Source organism: Streptomyces sp. NPDC000229, assembly GCF_040300825.1.
In the GTDB taxonomy this organism is placed as follows: Bacteria; Actinomycetota; Actinomycetes; order Streptomycetales; family Streptomycetaceae; genus Streptomyces.
Genome location: NZ_JBEPEL010000019.1, coordinates 20,893 through 38,585 on the forward strand (window position 1 = coordinate 20,893; position 17,693 = coordinate 38,585).

12 protein-coding genes are annotated in these 17,693 nt (G+C 70.5%); 4 read left to right on the forward strand and 8 right to left on the reverse strand.

Features of this window, described 5'->3' with window-relative positions; genetic code table 11:
* Window positions 1–23: 23 nt before the first annotated feature.
* Genes ABT360_RS12800 through ABT360_RS12810 form a run of 3 tightly spaced genes read left to right on the forward strand, consistent with a single transcriptional unit; the run spans window position 24 to window position 6,107 of the window.
* Complete coding sequence (locus tag ABT360_RS12800; RefSeq protein WP_351814382.1) at window positions 24–1,958, forward strand: VMAP-C domain-containing protein; 1,935 nt, start codon at window positions 24–26, stop codon at window positions 1,956–1,958.
* Complete coding sequence (locus ABT360_RS12805) at window positions 1,951–2,940, forward strand: AAA family ATPase (protein ID WP_351814384.1); 990 nt, start codon at window positions 1,951–1,953, stop codon at window positions 2,938–2,940. Before ABT360_RS12800 ends, ABT360_RS12805 begins: the two co-directional genes overlap by 8 nt.
* Window positions 2,940–6,107 (forward strand): SAV_2336 N-terminal domain-related protein, encoded by a 3,168-nt coding sequence (locus ABT360_RS12810; RefSeq protein WP_351814386.1) that lies wholly within the window; start codon window positions 2,940–2,942, stop codon window positions 6,105–6,107. Before ABT360_RS12805 ends, ABT360_RS12810 begins: the two co-directional genes overlap by 1 nt.
* Window positions 6,108–6,258: 151 nt before the next feature.
* Here ABT360_RS12810 and ABT360_RS12815 read toward each other — a convergent pair whose 3' ends face one another.
* The 5 genes from ABT360_RS12815 to ABT360_RS12835 are packed head-to-tail and all read right to left on the reverse strand — an operon-like array spanning window position 6,259 to window position 11,854.
* A complete protein-coding gene (locus tag ABT360_RS12815) occupies window positions 6,259–7,494 on the reverse strand; it encodes a styrene monooxygenase/indole monooxygenase family protein (protein ID WP_351814388.1) in 1,236 nt (411 codons plus the stop codon).
* 17 nt (window positions 7,495–7,511) lie between these two features.
* Window positions 7,512–8,114 (reverse strand): GTP-binding protein, encoded by a 603-nt coding sequence (locus tag ABT360_RS12820; protein WP_351814389.1) that lies wholly within the window; start codon window positions 8,112–8,114, stop codon window positions 7,512–7,514.
* A 7-nt stretch (window positions 8,115–8,121) separates the two neighbouring features.
* Complete coding sequence (locus tag ABT360_RS12825) at window positions 8,122–8,532, reverse strand: DUF742 domain-containing protein (RefSeq protein WP_189553156.1); 411 nt, start codon at window positions 8,530–8,532, stop codon at window positions 8,122–8,124.
* Entirely contained in the window at window positions 8,529–9,038 is a 510-nt protein-coding gene (locus ABT360_RS12830; protein WP_351814390.1) for a roadblock/LC7 domain-containing protein, read from the reverse strand. The genes ABT360_RS12825 and ABT360_RS12830 overlap by 4 nt, the downstream gene beginning before the upstream one ends.
* Window positions 9,035–11,854, reverse strand: a complete 2,820-nt coding sequence (locus tag ABT360_RS12835; RefSeq protein ID WP_351814391.1) for a sensor histidine kinase — start codon at window positions 11,852–11,854, stop codon at window positions 9,035–9,037. Before ABT360_RS12835 ends, ABT360_RS12830 begins: the two co-directional genes overlap by 4 nt.
* 369 nt (window positions 11,855–12,223) lie before the next feature.
* On the opposite strand from ABT360_RS12835, the gene ABT360_RS12840 reads away from it, so the two are divergent.
* The gene (locus ABT360_RS12840; RefSeq protein ID WP_351814393.1) at window positions 12,224–13,000 is read left to right on the forward strand and encodes a hypothetical protein; all 777 of its coding nucleotides are present in this window, start codon (window positions 12,224–12,226) and stop codon (window positions 12,998–13,000) included.
* Between the two features lie 34 nt (window positions 13,001–13,034).
* Here ABT360_RS12840 and ABT360_RS12845 read toward each other — a convergent pair whose 3' ends face one another.
* From ABT360_RS12845 to ABT360_RS12855, 3 genes are all read right to left on the reverse strand, one after another.
* Entirely contained in the window at window positions 13,035–13,964 is a 930-nt protein-coding gene (locus ABT360_RS12845) for a hypothetical protein (protein ID WP_351814395.1), read from the reverse strand.
* Window positions 13,965–14,065: 101 nt separating this feature from the next.
* Entirely contained in the window at window positions 14,066–14,548 is a 483-nt protein-coding gene (locus ABT360_RS12850; RefSeq protein ID WP_444852232.1) for a MarR family winged helix-turn-helix transcriptional regulator, read from the reverse strand.
* 261 nt (window positions 14,549–14,809) lie between these two features.
* Window positions 14,810–17,569, reverse strand: a complete 2,760-nt coding sequence (locus ABT360_RS12855) for a M4 family metallopeptidase (protein ID WP_351814479.1) — start codon at window positions 17,567–17,569, stop codon at window positions 14,810–14,812.
* Window positions 17,570–17,693: the final 124 nt, after the last annotated feature.

Here is a 17,693-nt window from a genome sequence, read left to right on the forward strand (position 1 = left end):
TCGGTTCAGACCGGAGGAGACGAATGGCGTATGCGGGACAGTTGACCGAGCAGGGCCGTAGGTGCTTGGTCAGGGTGCACGGGCGGACGTCAGGCAGCGGGTTTCTCGCCGCTCCCAGCTACGTCGTCACCTGCGCGCATGTGTCGGGGGCGGCGGTGGGGTCTCCCGTCACGGTTCACTGGGGGAAGGCTGAGCTCGACGGCCGGGTCGTCGCCGCCTCTCCAGCCCCGACCGGGGGTGGCCTGTGGCCATATCCGGACCTGGCCATAGTGAAGCTGTCGGATGCCCCGACGGACCACCCATGTGCCTGGTGGTACGACCGGTTGCCGAGTGGTGGCAGCCCCCTCACGGCAATCGGTTTTTCCGACAAGTACCGCGCTGTACCGGAGCCGCTCACCTCCACCTTCGAGTACCAGGGTGAGCAGACGTTGGACGGCGGACGAATGCTGCGGCTGAAGCGGGACGAGGTCACCAACGGCATGTCAGGGGGACCGGTGCTCGACCTGAGCACCGGAGGGGTGTGCGCGGTGGTCAAGGCGACCCGCTCGGCCGACAGCGACATGGGCGGCCTGGCGACCCCCATCGGTGCATTACGCCTCTTGGAGCCGTCGGCCTACCGCGCGCTGGTACGGGCTCATGATTCCTTCCACGTCCGTGATCTGCGATGGCCGTTCTCCTCACCGCATCCGCCCACGCCACCGTGGTCGGCCGGCATCCCGATGCCCGCCCAGCGCCAACTGTTCGCCATGCTCGCCAGTGCGCCCGCCCCCGCGCCCGACGCGCTGTCAGCGGGCTTTCACCAGGCGTCCGGTCGATATGCGGCGGCCCCGGAACTTCCTCTGCGGGCACACCGTGACGTGGTGAGCGAGCTCGAATCACTGGTCACTCCGGGGCACCGGGCGCCACGGACGCTCCAGTACCTGGCCATGGTCGCGCGTGAGCACGCGGGTGAACTCGGTTCACGCCTGCGCACCTGGGTGGACCTGATGGGCGGAGTGCTCGGTATCGACCGCGGTGAATGGGCCGGACTATGGGAGCCGACGCCACCCCCCGCCATCCTCCGATCTGTGATGGTCCGATTACGACCGTCCGTGGTGGACCGGGACCGCTACCACGTGGCGATGTGGCGTTACGAGGGGCCGGACGCCATTTCACCGGTCGCGGCCGAGAGCGCTGCCTTACCGCTCGAAGAAGCACTGGACCTGACCCGTCAGCGGCTTCCGGACCAACTCGCCTTGCTCGGGCGAAGTGGTGGCGACAGGGTCATGGTGGAGTTGATCGTCCCCCAGCAGCTCATGGAGGAAGACTTCGATGCCTGGCGCCTGTGGCCTCGTCGTGCCTGGTCGAGCCTCGGCCGCAAGTATCCGGTGGTGGTGCGGGACCTGGAACGGTTCGAGGATGAGGAACTCCACCCGACCTGGCGTGAGCGATGGGACCGCTTCACCGCCGGTGCGGTGGCCGGCCAGCAGGCACTGGGATTGGCGTGTAACAGTCATCAGGCGGACCACGAGATGCTTGAAGGCTGGATGGAGACCGACCCCGACCTCGCGGCGCTCGTGCTCGCCGGCTCGCTCCGGCTGGCTCCCTCCACGACCGCACTCGAGGTGGCGCTGTCCTGCGGAGTGCCCGTGGTGATGTGGCGGCGCACGCAACGTGACAGCTGCGCCGTCCCACAGGCCGAGAAGGGCGGCGCCGCGCCGCATACCCGGGCCTGCTTGGGGTGCGGCGAGCAGGGCCGGTGCCCGACGGCGGACACGTTCGCCAAGCTGCGCCGGGACCTGCATGATGCCCCGCCCGGCCGGTGGCCGGAGAAGGTCCGGCGGCTGCGCGGAGAAGCAGCGTCCCGAGCCGCGGATGAGCACCACGCTCTGAATCTCGTGCTGCTGTGGGACAACCCTGATCGGCAGCTGCCCGACACACCACTGCACTACGCGGAGAGGGGTTCGGCTCGTGAGTGACTGGCTGATCTATCGGGGCAGCGGCGAGCCGCACGGCGATGTAGCGAAGCTGCCGGAACCTCCGCCCTGGCGCGCCTTCTATGACGACGAGCCGACGCCATTCGACCGGGACAGTGACTACGGTCTCACCGAGCGGTGGCCACTGCGGGCCCAGGCCTATCAGCCCGACCGGCAGACCCTCGAGATGGTCAATACAGCCCTCTACCTGCGCAGGCCGTTGCTCGTCACCGGCGATCCAGGAGTGGGCAAGTCCAGTCTCGCGTACTCCGTTGCCCACGAACTACGGCTTGGTTCCGTCCTCCGCTGGCCGATCACCAGCCGCAGCACCCTGAAGGATGGACTGTACCGCTACGACGCGCTCGGCCGGCTGGAAGAGGTGAACAACGCCTCCGATCCGACACCGACTCACATCGGCCAGTACTTCCGTTTGGGCCCGCTGGGTACGGCCCTGGCCCCCTTCGAACTGCCTCGGGTCCTCCTTGTCGACGAAATCGACAAGAGCGACATCGACCTTCCGAACGACCTTTTGGACGTCTTCGAGGAAGGCGCCTTCGAGATTCCCGAACTGGCAAGGATCGCTGACACGATCGGCAGTGCTGATGTCCGCCCCGCCGACAACGGTGCACGAGTGAAGATCACTGGCGGCCGGGTCCGGTGTCGGGCCTTCCCGTTCGTCGTACTCACCAGCAATGGGGAACGAGAATTCCCGCCCGCCTTCCTACGCCGCTGTGTTCGCCTGCACCTCCCCGTGCCCGACGAGGAAAGGTTGCGCGCGATCGTGTACGCCCACCTCGGACAGGACGCAGCCCCCCATGCCGAGACTCTGATCAACCGCTTTCTCGACCGTCGTGGCACGGGAGAACTCGCGACGGATCAGCTTCTCCAGGCCGTCTACCTCGCCCGGCATGCAGCCGGCGGAACCGACACCGGCCCAGGTCACATCGCGGATCTCGTCATGCAGTACCTGAACCGGACACTTTGATGAGCATCGGGCGCTTCCGGTCGGTTCTCACGGCACTCGGCCTCGAACCCACGCCGCGGGAACTCGCCGAGATCCTGTGGCTCGCGGATCACCTGCCGCCGGGCACGTCCTCGGCCGCTCCCTCGGACGGCACCCCGCAACGCGAGTCCAGGAGCTCCGACAAGACGGAATCCGGCAACGGAAACGACGCGTCACCGCAGGCTTCGTCGGTCCCTGTTCACACACCGGCCGAGACGACTACCGCCGGGGCGCTGGACCGGCTGCCCGCCAGAGCGGTGCGTCTGCCCACGTGCTCGTCCCTGCCCCAGCCGCTACACCTGCTGCGCGCCTTGAAGCCCTTGAAACGTCGTGTGTCCTCACGCCGTCTCAGCGAACTCGACGAGGAGGAAACCGCCGAGCACAGCGCACAGCGCTTCGCCCTACACGGTCCCGGGACGCTCGTGCCCGTACTGCGCCCTGCGACGGAACGCTGGCTCGACACCATCCTGGTCGTGGACAACCACCCGACCAGCAGGATGCTGTGGACTTCCCTCACGGACGAAGTGCACCGTCTTCTGGTCCAGCTGGGGGCGTTCCGTGACGTGCGCATCCGCTTTCTGCACATCTCGCCAGACCGTCCACCCGGCCTGAGCACTCGGCCCGGCCCCCATGCCGGGCCCCTGCAGAGCACGTCTCAACTCTGCGACCCGTCGGGCCGCCGGCTCGTACTCGTACTCACCGACGGGGTGGCGCCTGGATGGGACCAGCCTCAGGTGCACCAGGCGGTTCGCCAGTGGGCTGCGGTCGGCCCCGTGGCGGTGCTTCAGGCCCTCCCTGAACACCTCTGGCCGTACTCGGCTTTTCCCACCGTCCCGGCAAGGCTTCGCCGTGCCGAACACTCGGCGGCCAACACCCTCCTCACCTACACCGGATACCGTCGCCGGACCCGGTCCCTGCCCGTCGGCAGCGTACCCGTCCCGGTGTTGGAACTGGCCTCGCGGTGGCTCCGGCCATGGGCCCGGCTGGTGGCGGGACAGGAGATCGGTGGCGTCGACACCGCGGTCGCGCTCCTGAGAGCAGGATCCCGGCCGGCGGGCACCCCCGATGTCCGATCACCACAGCGGCGGCTCCGGGACTTCCACGCCACGGCCACACCGGAGGCGTTCCGGCTGCTGTCCTGCCTGTCGGCGGTGCCACTGAATGTGTTCATCATGCGCGTGGTCCAAGCGGCGACTCTTCCTGGCACTCCGCCGTCGGTGCTCGCCGAAGTGATGTTCAGCGGCCTCCTTGTGCCGGGCGAGGCCGACGAGGAGACGCCCCTCGAGGACATTCCCTATGACTTCCTTCCAGGAGTTCGCGCGGAACTTCTCGCCGGGCTGCGCTCACACGAGGTGGACGCGATCCTCCTGGAGGTTTCACGCTTCTTCGAACGTAGCCCGGTCGGCGCACCAGGCCGCGTCACCGGTCTCATCCCGGATGTTGAGGGCCAAGTCCGGTTGCCGACGGACAGCATCCCCTGGGCCCGGCTCCGCGCAGAGGTCCTCGTACGCGCAGGATGGCCCAGAGCCGTCGAGACACCGGGCGGTCGGCCTTCAAAGCCTCAGGCCCCTCCTGCCACATCACGCCGTCCACCAGCAGGCCCGTACCGCCTGCTCGAATTCGTCACCCGCGCGGACTTCTCCGAGGTGTTCCTCGGGATGGACGACCGCGGGAACAGCGCACTGGTGAAGGTCCAGCCGCAGATCCCTCCCTCCTCCGACCCGGACATGATTCCGGCACTCATGGAGACCGAAGCGGAGTCGCTCCGGCGTATGGGTGACAGGTACGCACCGCGACTGCTCGGGACAGGAACGCAGGCGACCAGCCCCTGGCTTGCCATGGAATGTGTCAGATCGGTATCGGGACAACCGGCGGGAACCCTCCAGGACCGTCCCTGGGCGGAGAACAGCCCACCCGATGACCCACGGGCGGTACTGCTCCTCATCCAGCGGCTCGCAGAGGCGCTGGAACGGTCTCACTCCCGCGGCATCGTGCACGGGAATCTGTCACCGCACGCCGTACTCGTCGTGCCGGACAGCGTGGTCGTCATCAGCTGGATGTACTCCCAGCACGACGGCCGTCTCCACCGCTATGCCCGGTACCGGCCACTGCGGGACGAGTTCTTGCCGCCCGAAGGGTACTCCCTGACCAAGCCACTTCATTCGTCCTTCGACATCTACGGCCTGGGCGCGATCGTCTCCAACGAGATGACCCGCTACCAGTACCCGCAGTACAACCAGTACACAGTGCGGGCGGGCCGGCTGTCCGGCGCGGGCCCCGAAATCGGCCGGCTCCTTGAAAGATGCATGGCTGTGGACCCCATGCAGCGTCCCAGCACCGCCGAACTGCTCGAAGAGGTCCGCCTTCTCCGGGACGGGCCGATCGCGTACCGCTCAACCGGCCCAGTGGGCGGAACGGCGGGTGCACTGACCGAGGTCTCCGATGCGCCGGCCGGACGAGGAGCCCCCCGAGCACCGGTGACCGAGTCCGCGGAAGCAGTGATCCCGGTCTATTTGGTCGCGGACGAGTCCGGATCCATGGCCGAGTACATCGGCGACCTCAACGCGGGACTGGCCGCGCTGCACGTTGCGCTGCTGCACGAGCCGGTTGTCGCCTCCCGGCTTCGCCTGTCGATCCTGGGATTCTCAGGGGATGTCGTCGTCCGCTTGGAGCTCGCGGACCTGCGGGCCGAGGCTCGGCTTCCGCCGCTGCGTGCCGGTGGCCTCACTGAATACGCCCCGGTTTTCACGACTCTGGCCGAGCGCATCCCCAACGACGTCATCCGGCTGAAAAGCGAGGGATACCGGGTCTACCGGCCCATTGTCTTCTTCTTGACCGATGGCATACCGCTCGACGACTGGGAGGAAGCCCATTCCCGGTTGATCAACCGGGAACTCAACAGAGCCGCACCGCATATCGTCGCCTTCGGAATCGGAGATGCCGATTCTCGATCGCTGCGGAAAGTGGCGACCTCCGATGATTTCGCCTTCATGGCCAAACCCCAGACGCCGGCCGCCCAAGCCATCGCGTCGTACTGCACCGCACTCGGCAGGAGCCTGATCGCATCGGGTCTTTCTTTGACGGACGGTGCTTCCCAACTGATCATCCTACCGGCTGACGACTTCCAACCGGCGGCAAACACCAGTTGAAGCGGCAATGGCACACCCGGCGGGTGTGACGCTTCGCGTTCGGCTCCGGGTCCAGCTCCTTGTGGTCCGGTGACCCGGCCTCATTTCCAGGGCCGGGCCTCTCGGGCGGACTGTCACGTGAGCGACGCGGGACGCGCCCACCGGCAGGGCGTTACTCCCCAGTGACCGAGGCCAGGTAGGCGGCGGTCTTCTCCGGGTCGTAGAAGAAGTTCTCGAAGTCGGCCGGGTTGTTGAAGCCGTTCGCGAAACGGTCCGCCACCGGCTGGAGCTGGCCCGCCGCGCCGATGAGGTTGAGGACGTGCTCCGGGGGGACGCCGAGCATGGCGTTGGTCCACTTGGTGACGTGCTGGGCGGTGTCCCAGTAGCGGTCGAAGGTCTGCTGCATCCAGGTCTCGTCGAAGGGCCGGTCGCCGTGTTCCACGATGGACGCCAGGTAGGAAGCGGCGCACTTGGAGGCCGAGTTGGAGCCCTGGCCCGTGATCGGGTCGTTGGCGACGACCACGTCCGCGACGCCGAGGACCAGGCCGCCGCCGGGGAGACGGCCGATGGGGTTGCGGACCGTCGGGGCGTAGCGGCCGGAGAGGGTGCCGTTGGAGTCGGTCAGCTCGACCTTGGTGGCCCTTGCGTACTCCCAGGGCAGGAACTTCTCCATCAGCTCCAGGGTGAGGGAGAGGTGCTCAGCCGGGTCCTTGACGCCCTGGAAGACATCCAGCGGGCCGCCCGGGATGCCCTCCCAGAAGAGGATGTCGGCGCGGCCGGAAGTGGTGAGGGTCGGCATGATGAACATTTCGCCGACGCCCGGCACCAGGTTGCACCGGACCGCCTCGACGTCCGGGTGCTCGGGGCGCGGGCCGAGCCCGTGCACGTACGCGACGGCCAGCGCGCGCTGCGGCTCGCTGTACGGGGAGCGGGAGGCGTCCCGGCCGAACATGGACACCAGCTCGCCCTTGCCCGCCGAGACGAGGACGAGGTCGTACGTGCGGGAGAAGTAGTCCAGGTCGGAGACGGCCGCGCCGTGGATGACGAGCTGGCCGCCGCGCTGCGCGAACGTCTCCATCCAGCCGGCCATCTTCACCCGCTGGTCGACGGACTGGGCGTACCCGTCCAGCGTGCCCAGCCAGTCGATCACCCTCTGCGACTCCGGCCCTGCGACGGAGACGCCAAGGCCTTCGATCTTCGGCGCCTGGGACTCCCAGAAGTTGATACCCAGGTCCCGCTCGTGCTGGAGCGCCGTGTGGAACATGCACTGCGTGGACATGACCCGGCCGGCCCGGATCTCGTCCGCCGTGCGGTTGGACATCAGGGTGACCTCGTACCCCTGCGACTGGAGTCCGAGGGCCAGCTGGAGTCCGGACTGCCCGGCTCCGACGATGAGTATCTTCCGCATCGAAGAGTCTCTTTTCCTTACTCAGGGGTGGTTTCGAGGGCGCGGGCCACCAGCGCCAGCAGTGACTCGACCACCGTGATCCGCTTCCGGGCGTCCATGATCACGATTGGTACGTCCTTGGGCACCGTGAGCGCCTCGCGTACGTCCTCGGCCTCGAACAGCTCGGTCCCCTCGAAGTGGTTGACCGCCACGACGTACGGCAGCCCGCAGCTCTCGAAGTAGTCGAGCGCCGGGAAGCAGTCGGTCAGCCTCCGGGTGTCGGCCATGACCACGGCACCGATGGCCCCGCGCACCAGGTCGTCCCACATGAACCAGAAGCGCTGCTGGCCCGGCGTACCGAAGAGGTACAGCACCAGGTCGTCGTCGAGCGTGATGCGCCCGAAGTCCATGGCGACGGTGGTGGTGAGCTTGTCGGGCGTGGCGGTGAGGTCGTCGGTGTCCTCGCTCGCCTGCGTCATCAGCGCTTCGGTCTGCAGCGGCGTGATCTCGGAGACCGATCCGACGAAGGTCGTCTTGCCGACGCCGAAGCCGCCGGCGACCACGACCTTCGTCGCGATGGGAGCGCGGGTGTGGTCGAGTTGCCAGGCCTGGACGTCTTCCTGGGCCTCGGGTTCGTCCACGGCTATCTCAGAGGCGGCGGAGACCACTCAGCACCCTTTCGAGCAGTGCGCGGTCGGGCTGGCCGGTGCCGTGACCGGTGCCGTACACGCGGATTCTCCCCTGGTCGGCCAGGTCGCTGAGCAGCACCCGGACGACGCCCAGCGGCATCTTCAGCAGCGCGGAGATCTCGGCCACCGTACGCATTCGGCGGCAGATCTCGACAATCGCCCGCATCTCCGGCATGACCCGGGAGGCGAGGCCGCCGTTCGTCAGCTCCTTGCGCTCCTCGGGTGCCTCCAGCGCGGCGACGAACGTCTCGACGAGCAGGACGTGGCCGAAGCGGGTGCGGCCGCCGGTGAGCGAGTAGGGGCGGACGCGGGCGGGCCGTCGCCCGCCGCCCCGGACCGGCAGCCGGCCGGCGGCGGATGCGGAGGTCATTCGGCACTCTCCATCGACTTGCGCAGTTCGCTGCGGAGTTCGGGTGTGAGTACGTGTCCGGCGCGGCCGACGAAGAGTGCCATGTGGTACGCCACGACACTCATGTCGCAGTCGGGCGTGGCGTGCACCCCGAGGAGTGAGCCGTCGCTGATGGTCATGACGAAGACGCTGCCCTCCTCCATCGCGACCATCGTCTGCTTGACGTTTCCGCCGTCCATCAGCTTGGCGGCACCGATGGTGAGGCTGCCGATGCCGGAGACGATGGTGGCGAGGTCGGCGGCCGCCCCGCGCGGACCGTCGGACCGGGACTGGCCGGCCGGGGCCTTGCCCTTCCGGTCCACCGGGTCGGAGGAGAGCAGCAGCAGCCCGTCGGACGAGACGACGGCTACGGAGCGGACCCCCGGCACCTCCTCGACGAGGTTGCCGAGCAGCCACTGCAGGTTCTTGGCTTCACTGCTCAGTCCGAACGTTGCGGTGCCGGTGGTACTGCCGGTCGTCGCAGTCAACTGCGTGCCTCCTCGACTGTGTCCCCCGTCTCTTCGGTACGTACCGCTTCCAACTGCTGGGTGCCTTCCGCGATCTCGGCCTCGGCATCGCGGCGGCCGTCCTTGGCGCCCTGGTGGAACCCGCCGAGCCTGCGGCGCAGCGCCTCGGCGTCGACCCCGCCCTTGCGCCCGGCGGGCGGCGTGGTCGGCTCGACGACCTTGGGGGTCCGCTTGGGCAGGCCCTTGTCCGTGACGCGTTCCCACTTGGGCTCGCGCGCACGCGGCTCGCCGCCCTCTCGGTCGTCGGCCCGCTCGTGCGCGTCGGCCCGCTCGTGCGTCTCGGGCTCGCTGTCGTTCGCCGCAGGCCCGGTCTCCGGCTCGGGCCCGGTCTCCGGCTCGGGCCGGGACTGCGGCTCCGGGTCGGTCTCCGGCTCGGGCCCGGACTGCGGCTCACCCGGCGCGCGCACCTGGAGGGTGGTCTCGGGCCCGGCGGGGGCGGCAGGCTCGGGGGCGTCCTCGTCCGCCGGGCCGCCGTCCGCCGGGGCGGCCGGCGGGGCGGCCGGCGTGGCGGCCTCGGGCGTGGCCCGGAGCGTGGCTTCGGCGGCGGCGACCAGGGGGTCACGGGCCGTGCGGGCGCTGGGCAGGGTGTTGGAGTTGGCTTCGGCGACCGAGCCCGGGAGGTTCAGCGTCGGGCCGGAGCCCGCGACGGTGACCGACGGGGGCAGGGCGGTCGGCGGGGCGTCCGGGAGCAGGGCGGGCGGGAGGACGACGACCGCCGTCACGCCGCCCTGCTTCTGGTCGCGCAGCTGGACCCGTACCCCGTGCCGGGCCGCGAGCAGCGCGGTCACCCGCATGCCGAGGCCCTCGCCGTCCCGGTCGGCGTCCGACTGGGACTCCGACTCCGGGTCGGCCAGGCGGGCGTTCAGCTCGGCGAGCCGGCCCTCGGTCATCCCTATGCCCGCGTCCTCGACGGAGAGCATCACCTCGCCGCTCTCCAGCAGCCAGCCGGAGAGCTGGACCTTGGCGTCCGGCGGCGAGAAGGACGTGGCGTTCTCCAGCAGCTCCGCCAGCAGGTGCGAGAGGTCGTCGGCGGCGAACCCGGCCACGTACGCGTGCGGCGGCAGCGACTGGATGGTGACCCGCTCGTACCGCTCGATCTCGCTGACGGCGGCGCGCAGGACGTCGACCAGCGGTACCGGCCCCTGGTGGGCGTGGTTGTGCTCGTGCCCGGCGAGGACGAGCAGGTTCTCGCTGTGCCGCCGCATGACCGTGGCCATGTGGTCGAGCTTGAAGAGCGTGGCGAGCCGCTCCGGGTCCTGCTCGCGCTCCTCCAGCTTCTCGATGACGGCGAGCTGCCGTTCGACGAGTCCGAGCGTACGGAGGGAGAGGTTGACGAATGTGTGGTGGACGCTGCCGCGCAGCGCCTCCAGTTCGGCGCTGACCTCGGCGGTCCGGTCGCGCAGCTCGGCGCGCTGGGTCGCCAGCTCGGCGGCGAGTGCTTCGCGGGCGGCGACGGCGTCGGTGCGCTCGGCGTCGAGCTGCTCGGCGCGGGCGCCGAGCTCGCGCAGCCTGCCGTGCAGGGTGTTGAGGGAGCGTACGACCTGGGCGAACTCGTCGTTGCGGCCGGTGAACCGGACCGGCTCCTCCGTCTCGGGCGACTCCGCGAGGCGGGCGGCGCCGATACGGAGGACGGCGAGCGGCCGGGTGAGGGTGCGGGCGACGGCGGTGGAGACGCCGATCGCGATGAGCAGGCAGCCGCCGAGGAGCGCGATGCGCAGTTCGAGGGCGGTGACGTCGTCGTCGCGGAGCTGCTCCATGCGCCGCACCTCGCCGGTGGCGAGGGAGGACTCCACGCCCCGCATCTGCTCGATGCGGGCGGTGAGGGTCGCCCGGAGCTTCTCCTGGTCGGTCTTGCGGTCGCCGTCGGACAGTTCGGGCCGGTCGGTGAGGCGCGCGAGGTACGTTTCGGCGCTCTTGACCTCGGGGCCGGTGACGGTGGCGGCGAGGGAGTCGCGGGAGGCGGGCGGGGCGGCCTGGTCGAAATCGGAGAGGGCGGCCTGTTCGCGGACGCGCGCCTGCTGGGCGGCGGCGCTGAGGGCGCCGCGGGCGCGGTCGGCCGCGTCCCCGGCGGGGTCCTCGGGCTCGACGTACTGGCCGGTGACGGGGTCGTAGACGAGGCCGGTGTTCTTCTTGCCGGGGACGGCGAGCGCGCCGAGGAGCAGGCCGCGGGTGGCGGAGGCCTGGTCGACGGCGCGACCGAGTTCGGTCAGGGCGCGGGTGCCGGCGCCCGCGTCGGCGGCGCGGGCGGGGGTCTTCTCGGCGAGCTCGGCGGAGAGGGCCTGGAGCTTGGTGATGACGTCGGTGTACGCCCGGTGGGCCTCCATGGCGGTGCCCTTGCCGGTGAGGGCGGAGCGCCGTATCGCGGGGAGGCCGGCGAGTTCGCGGCGGAGGTCGTCGGGCGCCGCGGCGTCGATCTCCTCGATCTGCCGGTCGACGCGGGCACGGTGGGCGGCGTCCACAGAGGGCACCTTCGCCCCGGCGTCGCCCGTCGCGTCGTCGTTCCCGGTGCCGCGTCCGGCGGCGACGTACGCGGTGACCTCGTCGCGCTCGTCCGCGAGGGAGTGCGCGAGGGTGACCGCCTGCCGGTTGAGCTCGGCGAGGGTGACCAGCCGCTGGGAGTCGGTGAGGTCACCGGAGGCGGTGAGGACGGCCGGGGCTCCGGCCCCTATGACGGTGATCCCGACCAGCGCGACGCCGGCGACGAGCCGGCTGCGTACGCGTACGCGGCGGCCGCCCGGTGCCTGGGGATCGCCGGGAGTCTCACTGCGCTTCTGCACCGGTGCTCACATTCTTGAACTCGTCCGCCCATGAAGCAGAGTGACGACCGGTCACGTATGCGAACAGCTCCCCAACCCCTGCTACGGCCTCGACCATTCCAGCGCGGTTGTTGAAGGGGGCACACGTCGGCCACTCCGCCACCCGAACGAGTGAACAACACTCCGGAGTTGGCGAACAACTCTCCCGGGCGCATGCCCGAGGGATGTGCGGGGGGACGGGTTGAAAGATCTACGCGGGCTTTGGCAGGATGCCCGCCCGCAGGTTGCCGGAGGGCCGGATTCCGACCTCTACCCGCACACTGACCTGCTGGTACAGGCCCATTCCGGCCTTTTGTGGGCCGTGTGAAGAAGTCATGCAGACTGGAACCCATGCATACCGAGATCTCCTCCGTCCCGGGCGCGCCGGAACGCCCCAACGAGGACTGGGCTTCCGTGGTGCTTCCCGCGTCCGGGCAGGGCGGGGCGCTGGTGGTGCTGGACGGGGTGACACCGCCGATCGACGATGACGGTTGTGTGCACTCGGTGCCCTGGTTCACCGCGAGACTGGGCGGCGCGCTGACCGAACTGTCCGGTTCACGCCCGGACCTGACGTTGGCCGAGATCCTGTCGGAGGCAATCCGGCGCACCGCGGACGCCCACCGCGGCTCGTGTGACCTTTCTCACGTACGTACGCCCCAGGCGACGGTGGTTCTGGCGCGCTGGGACGCTTCGAACGTCGAGTATCTGGTGCTGGCCGACTCGGTGCTGCTGCTCCGGTCGCCGGAGGGGGCGGTGCGGGCGGTGGTGGACGACCGGCTCGACCGGCTGCCCCCCGGCTCGCTGGCGTCCCACGCGATCACCGACACGACCGTGCGGAACAAGGAGGGCGGCTTCTTCACCGCGGCCGCCGACCCGTCGGTGGCGACCCGCGCGGTCACCGGCCGGGTGCCGTCGGCCGAGGTGCGGGCGCTGGTCGCCATGACGGACGGGGCGACGCGCTGGACGGAGGTGTTCGGAATGGGCGACTGGGCGGACTGCTTCGCCGTGGTGGACAAGGAGGGCCCGCGCGGGCTGATCGCGCGGGTGCGGGAGCTGGAGGCGTCGCCCTCGTACGCGTACCGCTGGAAGAGGCACGACGACGCGACGGTGGTCCACGTCGGACTCTGACGGCCCGCCGGCCCCCGCTCACCCGGTCACCCGGTCACGGGCGGCAGAAGTCCGCCGTGGCGATCGCACCGCCGTCGTTCTCGTCGTCCGTGCCCACGACGCCCTCGCGGGAGTGGGGCAGGCACGCCAGGGCCTCGATCTTGTGGCCGGGGAAGGTCGCGAGCCGGTGCGGGGACCGGTGCACGGCCAGGTGGACGCGGTTGTCGCCGTGGCCGGACGTCACCCGGCCGGCGTCGAAGAGGACCGAGTCGTACGGGCCGTCGTCACCCGGGTCCGACGCCGAGGAGACCGTCACCCGGCCGCCGGCGGAGACCTTCACATCCGATATGTGGCGCACGTCGTGGGCCGGGTACGGGACGCGGAACTCCGCCGAGACCGGCTCGCCGAACGTGTTGCCGCGCGGGTCCCATTCCGCGGCGGACAGGGTCGCCGGACGGTCGTCCTGACCGCGGTCGGCCCACACCGCGAGGATCTTCCCACCACGGGAGGCGGTGAGGGCGAATCCCTCGTAGTTGTCGTCCGGGGAGACGCCGGGTACGGGGAACGCGGCCAGCACCCGGGCGGTGTGCCCCTCCCAGCGGATCCGGTACGCCGTTCCGCCGCTGGCCAGGGCGACGTACTCGTGGGGCCGGCCGGGGACGGCGTCGATCGCCTCCAGGTCCACCGCCGGCTCCCCCGCCCAGGCCACCGGGCGCTGCGAGGGCTGGCCGCCCGCGCGGTGACGCAGGGCCACGAGCCGGTTCTCACCGGGCTTCTTGCTGTCCCGTACGGCGAGCAGTTCCGCCGTGCCGTCGTGTACGCCGTCGACGGCGATGCCGCTGATGCCGGAGGTGATGTCGTCACCGACGCGCTGCCAGTCGGTCTCCTGGGCGTGGGCCTGGACGGAAGCCTGGACGGGGGCCGCGGTGGCGGTTGCGAGGAGCGCGGCGCCCGCGAGGGCCACGCCGAGAACGTTCTTGATCATCGGTCGATGATGGAGGTGAGGGTGCGCGTCCGGCCACCGTCGGCCCGTTATCGAGTGCGTAAAATATCCGCCCTTCGCCCGGTGGGCCCGCCGCCAGGGCGTCAGCTCTCGGCCGAGGCGTTGAACTGGTGCAACAGCCGGGCCAGCTCGGCGACCTCGGCGCGGTCCCAGTCGGCGAGCTTGCGTACGTAGCGGGCGCGGCGGGCGTCGCGTACATGGCGGAAGCGGCTGCGGCCCTCGTCGGTGAGGCGGACGAGGGAGGCGCGGCCGTCGGCGGGGTCCGGGGCGCGGGCGACGAGCCCGAGGTCCTCCAGGGCACGCAGCTGGCGGCTCATGGTGGCCTTGCCGACCCCGAAGTAGCCGGCGAGCTCGGTGGCCCGCTGGGTGCCGGCCTCGTCCAGGCGCACGAGCAGGCCGTAGGCGGCGGGTTCCAGTTCGGGGTGGACCTCGCGGGCCATTTCGCCGGACGAGGCGCGGGCGCGGCGCAGAAAGACGGACAATTCCCGCTCCAGGGCGAGGAATTCACGGTGCACCCCGCATCCCTCGTCGCCTTCGGCGTCACTCCCCGTACGGCTTCCCTGCACGTCAGCACCCCTCGCGCGCTTTCCTCGGCTGGTGAGATCCGGTTTCGGCGGCGGCCATTGCCGCGGCTTGACCAGTCATCGGCCAGTATTTCGCAGGCAGGGACCGAGGGCGGCACGGTGACCCCCTTCCGGGGGCCGGCTTCCCGTGCGCGGCGTCATGGCGGCGGGCTGCACGGGGTCGGCGCATGAGGGAGCCCCCCGGCGCGGAGGGGCGCCGGGGGGCTGTCGGGGAAGCGGCGGGCACGGCGGGCAGCGGCGGCGTCAGCCGCAGCGGCCGGCCGGGCGGGTGCGGGTGACGAGGTTCGTCCAGCCGGTCGTGCCGTCGATCCAGACCACCTGGGTGCCTGCGAGGGCCGCCGGGGAGAGCTGCTCGCCGCGGTTGCAGGAGACGCGCTCCTTGCGGGTGCCGTCGGTGGTCAGCTGCCAGTTCTTCGGCAGGGTCTCGTTGCGGTACGCGCTGTCCGGCAGGGACGCGTTGACCGTGACCGCCGACTCCGAGACCGTCAGATCGGCGGCGATCAACGCGCCCGGCTTGCCCTCGGCGCTGATGTCGTACGCGCCGGTGCCGTCGAGGTTCGCCCGGCGGATGCCCATCCGGCCCTCGTCGGCGGTGTTCTCGTCGGTGAGCCAGAAGACGTGGCTGCCGTTGAGGCCGGTCTGCCCCACGGTCTGCGGCTCGTCCAGCCGCTCGGTCATGGTCTTCTTCCCGGTCCTCAGGTCCAGGAGCTCCACGCCGAGGCGGTAGTCGCCGCCCTCCGGGTAGAGCTTGGCGTACGCGACCTTGCCGTGGGCGATCGACGGGAGCCCGGTGAGGACGTCCTCGTCGCCGCCGTCCACGTACGTGGGCGTGACGTCGCCCGGGCGCAGGTGGACGACATGGCGGGTGAACAGGCCGAGCGTCTCGAAGACCGTCACGCCGTTCTCGACCCGCAGCCCGGCGACGTCCGACGTGGTGGACGAGTACAGCCTCTTGACGGGTCCGCCCGCGATCGGCCGGGACAGGATGTCCACGCTCGCCGCGCCGTACGCCGCCCAGACGACGGTCTTTCCGTCCGTGGCCGGGTGGACGTGGTAGCGGCCGTCGTTGGGGCTGATGAGCTTCGGCGTGCCGTTGCCGTCCGCACGGCCGGCGTAGACGGAGTACGGCTCGGTGCCGTCGTCGTTGGACTTGGCGACCGTCCACCAGCCGCCGCCCGCCTGCACCCCGGTGCCGGAGATGTTCAGCTGGCCGAACAGCTCGTCGGAGTCGACGCCCAGCGCCTCCTCCCAGCCCGCGACGATGCCGTGGGCGTTGAAGGACCGCTTGGCGGCATTGAGCAGCCGGCCGGTGACACCGAGGTCCTTGGCCGCCGCGAGGACCGCGTTGCGGCCGTCGGTGAAGCCGTCCAGCGGGGTCATGTACTCGGTCAGGGCCTTGTACACGACACGGTCGGCCAGCTCGGCGCCCAGGTCCTGGCGCATGTCCCACAGAGCGCCGGAGAAGACGGTCGAGTTGAGGTGCACCCCGCCGTTGTCGGTGCCGAAGGTGGCGCCGAGGAAGTCCTTGGAGGTGGTGGCACCGTCATTGAGGTCGCGCAGCGCGCAGGCGCGGGGCGTGGCCTTGCGGCACAGGTCCTCGCCGATGAGGCCCGAGTCCGGGTGGTCCATCGGGATGCCGGCCTGCGTGACGTCGATGGCGTTGCCGAAGTAGTCGGCCACGGCCTCGTTGAGGGCGCCGGACTGGCCGGCGTAGACCAGGTTGGCGGTGTTCTCGACGACGCCGTGGGTCATCTCGTGTCCGACCACGTCGAGGTCGGCGGAGAGCGGCTTGTACTCGCTGTCGCCGGAGCCGTACACCATCTTGGTGCCGTCCCAGGAGGCGTTGACGTACGGCAGGCCCATCTCGGTCACGCCCACCAGGGAGTTGACGGCCGAGCCGCGCCCGTCGAGGCCGTCCCTGGCGTGATGCTTCTTGTAGTAGTCGTAGACCTGTCCGGCCGCCCAGTGCGCGTCGACCGCGCCCGCGTCGGTGGCGTCCTTGCCGAACTCCGCGCGGGGCGAGCCGAACTCCTTGAGGTCGCCCGGCCAGCCGCCCAGGACCTCGTAGACGTCCTTGTCGCGGGCGTCCCAGGTGGTCAGGGCGTTCTTGCTGCCGTCCGCCATCCGGGCGTGGTCGGCCATCACGTACCGGTCGTCGGCGGCCTTGCGGACGTGGAGGTCCACCTTGGTGCCGTTCAGCAGCGTGCCGCTGCCGGTGGTCCCGGTGCCCGGGTCGGCCGGGGTGTCCGCCTTCTTCGCGGCCGTTCCCGTCGGGGCCTTGGGCGGGGTGATCGTCTTGATGCCGCTGAACTGGAGCACCGGGAACCCGGCCCGCGCGTCCATGTACACGTGCTGGAGCACCGGCGCACCGGTCACCGGGTGCGTACCGCGGACGGTCACGTGGTACGTGAGCACACCCTCGCCCCGCGGGACGACCACCAGTCCCCCGGTGGTGCCTTGCAGCGGCGTGGTCTTCGTCGCGTCGGCCCTGGACAGCCGGTGGCCGCCGAGCCGGCTCTGGACGGCGGCGACCGCGCGGCGCACCGCGACGTCCTTGGCCACGGCCGGGTCCACGCCGGTCGTCAGGCCCGTGAAGTACTTGCCGGAGGTGCCGGTGACGACCCGTTCGCCGCCCTTGGTCTCCATGCGCACCACGTACTGCCCGCCGAGCACCGGCACGCCCTTGTGCTTCTGCTGGAGCCGTACGGTCTCCTCCGCGCCGCGCTTGAGCGTCTGTACGGGGGCGAGATCGCGCCCCGGTTCGGCGATCTTGTAGCGGCTCTCCTTGGCGGCCAGGTGGCCGCGCGCCGCGTCCGCCGGGCTCGCCTCGGCGTCAGCCGCTTCCCGGATGCCGTCGACGAGCGCGGGGGTCGCGGTCCGCGCCCCCGGGATGACGTCGGCGGGCGGTTCGGCGGCCGGCGGGGTCGCCGCCGAAGCCGGAACCGCGGTGATCAGGAGCCCCGCGGCGGCGAGCAGCGCCGCTCCCCGGGCCGCCGCCCGTATGCCGGTTCTCGCCGATTGCGTGCCGGTTGTGCCGGGCGTGCTGGGTTTGCGCACAGTCCGTACCCCTCCCACGTGCTGGTCAGCCGTTCAGGCGGTCATGGCCATGCAAGCCGTGGCGCAGCAA